This window comes from Adlercreutzia sp. ZJ138 (genome assembly GCF_011038935.1).
GTDB lineage: Bacteria > Actinomycetota > Coriobacteriia > Coriobacteriales > Eggerthellaceae > ZJ141.
Map to the genome: position 1 here is coordinate 1 of NZ_JAAKEA010000037.1, position 9,195 is coordinate 9,195.

Annotated in this window: 7 protein-coding genes; 3 read left to right on the forward strand and 4 right to left on the reverse strand. The window is 53.1% G+C overall.

Going from position 1 to position 9,195, the window contains the following annotated elements:
- Positions 1-393: hypothetical protein (locus tag G7Y43_RS10395; RefSeq protein ID WP_165046342.1), on the forward strand; the 393-nt coding region annotated here is incomplete at its 5' end.
- Positions 394-540: 147 nt separating this feature from the next.
- Here the strand turns inward: G7Y43_RS10395 and G7Y43_RS10400 are convergent.
- The 4 genes from G7Y43_RS10400 to G7Y43_RS10415 form a co-directional block, all read right to left on the reverse strand.
- Entirely contained in the window at positions 541-792 is a 252-nt protein-coding gene (locus G7Y43_RS10400; protein WP_165046343.1) for a hypothetical protein, read from the reverse strand.
- A gap of 402 nt (positions 793-1,194) precedes the next feature.
- Complete coding sequence (locus G7Y43_RS10405) at positions 1,195-2,157, reverse strand: ORF6N domain-containing protein (RefSeq protein ID WP_165046344.1); 963 nt, start codon at positions 2,155-2,157, stop codon at positions 1,195-1,197.
- Between the two features lie 242 nt (positions 2,158-2,399).
- On the reverse strand, positions 2,400-5,177 hold the full coding sequence (locus G7Y43_RS10700; protein WP_165046345.1) for a DNA methyltransferase: 2,778 nt from the start codon (positions 5,175-5,177) through the stop codon (positions 2,400-2,402).
- Positions 5,178-5,498: 321 nt separating this feature from the next.
- Entirely contained in the window at positions 5,499-7,226 is a 1,728-nt protein-coding gene (locus G7Y43_RS10415) for an FAD-binding protein (protein WP_165046346.1), read from the reverse strand.
- Positions 7,227-7,451: 225 nt separating this feature from the next.
- Here G7Y43_RS10415 and G7Y43_RS10420 point away from each other — a divergent pair, with 225 nt between their 5' ends.
- Entirely contained in the window at positions 7,452-8,360 is a 909-nt protein-coding gene (locus G7Y43_RS10420) for a LysR family transcriptional regulator (protein ID WP_165046347.1), read from the forward strand.
- A 199-nt stretch (positions 8,361-8,559) separates the two neighbouring features.
- Entirely contained in the window at positions 8,560-9,105 is a 546-nt protein-coding gene (locus tag G7Y43_RS10425; RefSeq protein WP_165046348.1) for a DUF6036 family nucleotidyltransferase, read from the forward strand.
- Positions 9,106-9,195 lie beyond the last annotated feature (90 nt).

Below are 9,195 nucleotides of genomic sequence, written 5' to 3' on the forward strand. Positions count from 1 at the left end.
CTCGACGCGTATCAGGAGATAACGACCCGTTTTCATCAGTCGGGCCTTGCGTTGGAGCTCTTCCTTGAGACGCTGCCCGAAAGAAGCAGGTACAAGCGCCCGCTTGTCGCGTGGCGCGCCGAAAGCGGGCGAAGACAAACTGATCAGCAAACGCTGCAAAACGTCGCTGCTTCCCTTGTAACGCTGCTCGAGCAGAAGGGCGTAAGCCGCGCCGAGGCGTGCAGGATCGCAGAACTGAACAAGGGGAACTTCTATGCGTTCCTCAAAGGGGACACATCAAAGCTCAGCCGGGACACCGCGATGAGGGCGTACAAGACGCTGCGTTCCCTCTCCACTCGCGCACCATCTCCACGGGCAGACAAGGCATACGTGGAGAAAGCTTCCCTGTGTTAGCTATATGTCCATTTTGTTGCTGTGACGCTTCCTTTAATCGTGATTCGATATCGTCCATCAACACTTTGTATCTGAGAAGGAGGGGTATTTCATATGCCCTTTTCCTCCGCATATTGCTCAAGAAGGAAGATAAAGAATTCCATTTCCTTAGACATATTCATCCCTCCTGATATAGAGGGAGTTTCGCGGATCACCCGTGACCTGCTCGCTTTCCCAAAGATCGAAGATTCCCTCAGGGGAAAACTCCAACATTGCAAGTTCGGGATCAAGAAACATCCTGTGCGTTTCCGAATGCGAGTAGGAGTTCAGTGCGTCCATAGGAGCGATACCGTACTTCTCGACAATGCGACCGACCACTGCGGCACTGTAGTAACTGTTGATATGCGATTTGACGCTCATTACACATTCACCGCCTCGCAGAACCGGAGCAAATCGATTGCCTTTTGGGTTTTGAACGCATACTGATCCTTAAGATTTTGAGGCATCAGACGTCGTATCGTTTCTTCCTCTGTATGCACTTCGACATTGCTTCCATGGTAAAGCCTCGTGTAAAACCCACCTCCTTTGCAAGCGCAACGCACACGACCGTTTTGTTGTGGTGAATATTATGCGTCAATCGGTGCATGATTCCACGGTACATCGGTGTGCCGTTCCATAACTCATCGGCTCACACCGATACACATTTGCGGCTCAGCATCGTCGGGGTTTTCCAGAATCAATCGCGAGGATGCGAAGGGCGTCCCTTTGACCCCATCGACGATGGGCAACGTCCAGACGTGAAGAGATCATTCGGATGTGGCCTTATCTTTCAAGGCGCGTGAGGATGGCGCGCACGGACTCATAATCCTCAATTCGCGAGATGGCAAAGCTCTTCTTTCCCGCGTCCTTGAGTGAGGCACCGACGAAATAGCCTTGAGTGCCGTCGATGATGAGGAACCGGTCATGGAAGGCCGTCGTGTGGCGGATTTCCAGCTGCGGGTACTGCGCGTTGAAGGTGTCGATGTCGTGCTGGTCGAGGCGCGTGCGCGGGTGGGCCCAAACGATGGCGTTCACGCCGTCTGTCTTCTTCGCCAGGATGCTGAGCGTGCTTGTGTCTACGTAGCCGTCGATAAGAACGATCTCGTGCTCGGCTTGATGCACAAGCGATACCAAAAGCTCGAAGGCGTCCCATACCTGGCCGTCGAAGAACACCTTCTGCCTTGGAGCCTCGTGTGTGTTCATATAGTCGAACACTCGCTCGAAGCGCTCATCGGTAGTTCTCTGGTACTCAAGCAGCTTTAGCTCTACGCCTCGTACTTGTTCGAACATGGCGGCGTTGCTGGCGATGAAGTGACGCATCTCGACGAAGGCGCGCATTATTCGGATGCTTGCCTGAACAGCAACGGCACTACGCAAAACCCCTGACAGCATGGCGACACCCTGCTCGGTATAGACGAAGGGCATGTATGTTCTGCCGATCTTCGTTTCATGGTCTTGACCAGCTAAGATGCCAATTTGGCATCTTAGCTGGTCAAGTTCTTCGCGGGTGAGCCGAAATCTGAAATCTTCGGGAAATCGATCTTCATTGCGCTTGGCAGCACGATTGAGCGCCCCTGTTTCAACCTGATACAGTCTCGCTAGGTCGCTGTCGAGCATAACCTGGGTACCGCGCACCGTGTATATAAGATCACGTATAATCGGTTCGTTTGCGGGAACGATCGCAACCGATATGTCTTCTTCCGCCTCCCCAGGTTTGACAGATGGGCTTTTCTCTTCTCCTGCCATGGCTTCCGCCCTTTCGTTCTTGTTCTGGTGAAGCGAATTGTATCAAGTGGGGAAGGCGCTTGTGCGGAAAGAACCTCCCTGTCGGTTTCCTTTCGGCTGACCACACCGAAGCAAACGCAATAGACAGTCGTGGATATAGTAATTCCAAAAGGGTTCGAACAAACAAGCAGGGCAAACCCACTGGACCTCCAAGAACCTATTGAAGCCAGGTGCTGGCGTGTTATTATCGAGCAGCATGTAATTCACTTCGACGTTGCCGTAGCTTCTGCGTACAACTTGAATAGATGTGCGACGATCTTCTCTTCGTCGCCGTGGAAGTTGACACCGTAGGCGGCTTCGACTGCTGTGTCGAGGGTTTTGTGTGCTTTGAGCAGATCGGCCGGCATCTTGTCAGGGTCGTAGAGCTGCGCGAGCGACCAGCCCGGATGCGCCTCGCGTGCATCGAGCACGGCTTGGGCTGCTTGTTCGATGGCTTGCTTCTGTTCGGGTGTCGGTTCTGGCCAGATGAAATTGTTGTAAACGATGTCCTTGGAGTACGTGTAATCGCTCTTCAACCGCGCGCCGACAGCCCTGAGCCAAGCATTATGAATACTGGAGCTCAGAACCCCGAAATGATATAAATCGGCATCTGGCAGCATGAACAACTTGTTGCCAGCTATAACCTCATCATCCAAGAATCCCATCGGAACATAGCTCCGTCGTTCCGAAGAGACTATAGGTATAGCAACAAAACGGACCGGATTTCTCTGCTCGCGGAAAAGATGCGGCGTCTCCGCCTTCTTTCTCGCACCAGCATCGTTGCTAGCAGCTCGAAATCTCCTAACATTCTCCACGCGCTCCCTGACAAGCGGCATGGAGTCTATGGTTTCCTGAGAGCATCCATCAAGCCAAAGACACCAACGCTCCTTGTTGTTAATGAACTCATTTCCCATCATGTAGCGTTTGATGTATCGGGCGGCATTCGGCTCTGCTTGCACAAACGCTTCGTAGTTTTTGGCCTCAATTATTAGATTCCCGTTGTCCATAGCCTGGTTACCCATCACCATCTCAGGGACATCACATATGGGTTTTGACCGGCTAAGAATAAACACGTCCGGCTGATCGAGTAGGTAAGCGTTGATATGTGCAGCGTGCATACCCACTTCCGCCCTGTAGAGCCGTTTCTCCTTTACCGCCGCCTGCGTGGTTGAAAAGCCGATTATCACGCAATGAACATGTGCCTGACCTGAAGCCTCGTTGTTCCATACGAAAGTGCGATATGCGAAGTTGATTACTATCCCGTCTTGTCCCATCAATACAGACCATAGATCTGCAGCCATCTTGCCTTGACTTACAGAATTCGTTGAAACAAACGCCACGTGGATTTGTTGGCCTTGTATATATGATGCCGCTTTCTTGTACCAACCGCACACATAGTCAAGAAGTTTTGCTTGTTGCCCAAACAGAGAGCGCATATCCTCTTTCTGGGACGTAGTAGCAAACTTGAATCCAACAAACGGCGGGTTGCCAATGATGTAACTGCACTTCTCCGCTGGCAGTACGTCATTCCAGTCCATGCGCAAGGCGTTGCCCTCAACGATGTGGGCGTTGGTGGTCAGCGGGAAATAGTCGATGTAGCGGCTCACGATATCCTGCGTTTCAGTGAGCATCTGGCTTTCGGCGATCCAGAGAGCGGTTTTCGCCACACTTACGGCGAAGTCGTTGATCTCGATGCCGTAGAACTGCTTGATGGATACCTTCACGGGGTCGGCGTCGCCGTCGAAGCCGAGCGAGGCCTGTCCCTCGCCCTGGATGCTCTCCAGCACGCGGTTTTCCAAACGGCGCAACTGAATGTAGCTCTCGGTAAGGAAGTTGCCGCTTCCGCATGCGGGGTCAAAGATGTTCAGGGACGCCAGTTTCTGCTGGAACGCGCGCAATGCGAACATGCGCTTACGTTCGACCTTCTCGCCCTCGATTTCAGCGAGTTCCGCCTTAAGGTCGTCCAGGAACAGCGGGTCTATCACCTTATGGATGTTCTCGATGGATGTGTAGTGCATACCTCCCGCACGACGTGTCTCGGGGTTTAAGGTGCTCTCAAACACCGCCCCGAAGATGGTGGGGCTAATGTCTTTCCAGTTGAATCCACACGATGCATTCAGCAGCAATTCGACTCGAAGGTCTTCGGTAAATTGCGGCACGATGATAGTCCCATCAGCGAAAAGCGAGCCGTTCACATAGGGGAACTCCAAAAGCTTTTCGGATGCGTAAGGATCGCGCTTGTCTTCCGGCGTGTCAAGCACCTTGAACAGATCCAGCAAAGCAACGCGGGATTGTTCGGCGTTGAAACCCTTCATGTACTTGTAGAATGCCTGGTGCCCGTTGAACAGCCCTGCGTCTTCTGCGTACAGCAAAAACACCAGCCGCACGATAAGCACGTTTAGACTGCGCTGCTCTTCGGCACTCTCATCCAGGTTCTTATACTGCTTCGCAAAGGCGTCGTAGAGCCTGCCTACGATCTCGCCCGCCTCGACAGAAAGCTTTTTCTCTTTCACCAGGCGCGACTGCGACTTGTCGAAGAAAAAGTCGAACAGGTATGCCTGATCCGGCAGGTCTTCGAGCTTGACCGACACGTAATCGCGTTCGGGGTATTCCAGCTCAAGATCGTGAATACGGAATTCATCGAAGCTGGTGACAATAATCCAGCGCGGCGTGATGGAGTTAGGCAGCTCGTTGGCGTACCATTTCGCCTGCTGATACGGCGTCTCGAAGCCGTACTTACCGTTGTTGCGCTGCTCGTCGAGGATGCCTGGCTTGCGCGACTTCGCCTCTATGAGAATTCCCATGTCTTCGTAGAATGCGTCTATTTTGCGACCCTTAACGCGACGCTCGAAGTCGATGATGCGGGTGGGGTTCTCTATTCCCAGTACATCGCCTAGAAACTCGATCAGGAAGCTTCTCGCCTCCCTGTCTTCGTTACACTCAGCGCTCTTCCAACGCTCAACAAATGCGCGTATTGCCTGCTTATTGGTGGTCTTTCCCATGCGATGCTTCTATCCGTGAATAAAGGTGTATGAATCAGGAGTCCATTATACGTGTACGTCATCGCAATAGAGCAATCATTGTTCTGTGGAGCGGTCTGTCACACCATCATCTCCGAGTTCTCGGTGGCGGTGGTCAGTGTGACAAAATGCCCTGACCCTATTGTCACACATGCGACGGGGGCTATGTCACAGACAGGTGCTCTGGTAGACAGCGCCCGCCAGAGCACCCGTTACGGCACGTTTTAAAGACGCGAGCGGTATGACCGAACTGCCGCACCAACGAAACGCCGCCTCAAACCAGCCGAGACCGCCCCGAATTGGCTAGTCTTCGATTCCCAGAATATGACGCACAGCAACCCAGCTCATAACCGACCCCGAGCCAACCGTGAATCCACCATGAGCATAGCAACCACCGGCCACACCGCTCGAGCAATTGCCGACCGCATACAAACCTGCGATAGGCTCGCCATCAACAGACAGCACCTGAGAATGAGCGTCGATGCGCAAGCCGCCGTTCGTCCCAAACGTGCCGGGAACATACTTCACGCCATAAAACGGCGGTGTGGACACCGGGCTTAGCACAGGGTTGTCCCCGCTTACATCCCTACCGCTTTTCGCCATGAAGCCACCCGTAGTGTTAATGTCGTACTCGTGCTCGCCACGATGAAACACCGGGTCAACACCTTGCGATGCGTTCTCATTAAACGCAGCCATCTCGGACACAAACGTTTCCTTCTCGATACCAAGCTTATCGGCAAGCTCTTCGAGCGAGTCGGCTTTCACGTACGCCTCGGGCAGCGTGCCGTCTTCGCCAGCCCCCGCGAAACGGCCAAAAGAGGGCACGTATGTGGCGTCAAACACCAGATAAGACTCGATATTCGGCTGATCGTTGTCGCCACTATCGAACACCCCGAAGCTTCGGTTGAATGTATCATACGATGAGCATTCGTTACCGATGCGGCGGCCCTTAGCATTCACAACCACCGATCCGGGAAAACCGCGATACGAAGCTGCATCGAACACCGCATCGCTTCCAACACCGAGCGTGGCAATAGCCTCGTTGTTGAGCACCATTTCCCGAGGGTTCTTGTCCCCTAAATACACATGAGGAAGGCCCCAGCAGCGATCCATATAAGCAACGTCGGCGCCCACCTTCATGCCCATCTTGTGCCCGTCACCCGTATTGCCTTCGCATGATTGCAAGCCGATCAACGGCATAGAAAGGTACTGCTGACGCATGTGCGCATTGTGCTCGAAGCCGCCCGTACCCAAAATGACAGCCTTGTTGGCCTTGATGCGAATATCCGACGAACCGTCGTTAGCAACAACGCCAATCACGGCACCATTCTCATCGGTCACTAAGCTGGTTGCAGGCGTACCGAGCAGCAGCTCGGTATTTTCGTCTGCCATAATTCGCTTGTTGAAGTACGTCCAAGCCGTTGTGCCCTCGTTCTCACCTTCGATGGATACCACGTTGATCGGGTTGCGCCCAATGCCTAGATAGCCTTCTACCGGATCGTAGTAATCGCCGAAGAAGCCTTCTCCAACCGTAAAGCCGAACGTCATGCCGTACGTTTCTTCCATCCACGTAACGAAACGGTCGCCATTCGTGGCAAACGCCTCACCAACGGACAGGTCAGCACGACCGCCTGAAGCGTTTTTGTAATACTCGAGAACAGCCTCCATCGTATCGTTAGCAGCGTTATCGCCATGCACGTGGCACAGCGGAATACCCATCCCCTGCCCTGAGAAAATGGTGGTTCCCCCGAACAAGTCGGTCTTCTCCAACACGATGATCTTGCCAGCACCATAATGACTTGCCGCCATGGCGGCAACTGCCACCGTGCCCGTTCCGACAACGACGATATCCGCCTCTTTGTCCCAGGAAGTGTCGCCCGACCCAGCTGCAGAAGAGCTGCTATCCGATGTCGAAGGGGAACATCCCGCAAACCCAGCGCCGATTACAGCCGAGCTCGCCAAAAGCGCGCCTCCCATAAGGAATTTGCGACGGCTCACGCCTTCCTCTGCCCTGATATCGTTGTATCCCATTGCTTTCTCCCATCCGTTTGTTCCCGACAATTAATAGTGCGCTTCGCAATTCACATTTCGCGCATACTTACCTTAAAAACATGCGTCCCGATTAGAGAAATAGCGAAAACATTGCACCTATCCGAGTTTCGCTATAGGGCAATCGCAATTCGCGATGAGCTCACAAACCACCTCGCAGTCCGCTTATACTGAAAAGCTAGCGCCAAACGGCTGAGGGGAGGATCTATGAAAATCGAAGTGATCGACGAGTTTCTTGCGCTTGTTCGCAACAAGGGTTTTAACCGTGCAGCAAAAGAGCTTTACTTGTCTCAATCGACGTTAAGCGCGCATATCGCATCGCTCGAGAAAGAACTCGAAGTATCCCTTATCGACCGCAGCGCGGCCTCGTTTGCCCTAACCGAAGCCGGTAAAGCGTTCGTTGCGTACGCTCAAGACTTGAGCACGTTGGCCGTAGAAGCACAAAAGACAGTAAGGGCCGTTTCCCGCCAATGCTCTCCGGTGCGCATTGCCTCACGCTTGTACGCGTTTCCGGCGGTTCTTCGGGTTTTTAAAGAAGCGGGTGTGCCGGTAGTTCCAATTGAGCGCAACATCGACCAGACTTCCCTTGATGCGATCATCGCTCGGAAGATGGATATGGGTTGCATGCTGGGAGTTCTCGACGATGCCCTGTTAAAGCGCGCTGAACAGTCCTTTGTTTCTTTCGCTCCGCTTAAAGGAACGCACTGGGCGCTTGCATGTTCAACTGACCACCCTTTGGCAAGTGTTAACACACCCACCCGCGACGACATCCGAGGCGCAACCTTCCTTTTAGGAAGCCTTGCGTGGTCTAGTCTGGAAAAACACGTGCTGCTTACTATGCTCGGTAGCGATCTTGACTTGCGTTTCACCCTTCAGCCCATGGAAAACGAAACTGAGCTGGCCTTCGCCGACCTTGGCGACATGCTGGTAAGCTGTGACGAAAACGCACTGCGAAAGCGGTATGCGAACCGCAGCGACATCGTGGTCATAAACAAGCTTGACGGCAAACCCCTCATCGAGCCGCCCGCACTACTCGCATACCGCAACGACAAAAACCCGCCCTTAACCGAAAAGCTCATACAAGCCGTCGCTGCAGCCTATAACGAAAGCGCGTAAGATAATTCCCAAGGAAACACTGAGCAATTCCGCCAGCCCATTCGTACCGGTATGCTCGTCAGCATGTGGCAATAGGGTCAGGTCATTCTGGCTAGATCTTGCCCGGATTGGAGAGCTGTAATCTGTTTTTTCGCAATCGTCTTTCCCCATCGTGTCTCCTGTAGTATTATTATTGCAAATTAATACTATTGGAGGCACGATGGATAAGGCTGAGCTTATCTCTAAACTGAAGCGCATCGATGAAGACGTCTTCTTTTCTGGAATCCTTCGGGAAGGCCAGCGCGTCGGCATCATCATAGTGGGAGCAAGCGCATTGCTGCTGAGCGACCTCTCGTCAAAAGGAGCAACGAAAGACGTCGATGTGCTTCGAGCCGAGAAATCAGTGAAACCTTTCCTTTTCAGCGATGCTGATTTCAACAACCAGTGCGCAGCTTACGAAGCATGTCTCCCTTACAATTTCGAGGATCGCATCGAGCGCATTGACCTGGACACCTACGCGCTCGATATTTACGTTCCTTCGATTGAAGATATAGCGGTAATGAAGCTATATCGATGGGAAGCACCCGACATGGCCGATTTGACTGCACCTGAGTTCCTGGAAAAGCTGGACTGGGCGGCACTCGATCACCTTGTGCATTCTCCCGAAGAGGCAGCGGCAAGCCGTTGCGCTCTCCCCGAGCAAGATCGAGAACTAAAGAATCTGCTTCATAACTATCGCACGTACGAGGAAGGATGGCGGGCATGATGCTCACGTTTCGCGGATTCCTTCTGAAATACTGCCAAGAGCTCGCAGGCGCGCAGACGTCAAGCCTGAAAAGGCTCTTCGCCATCGCGG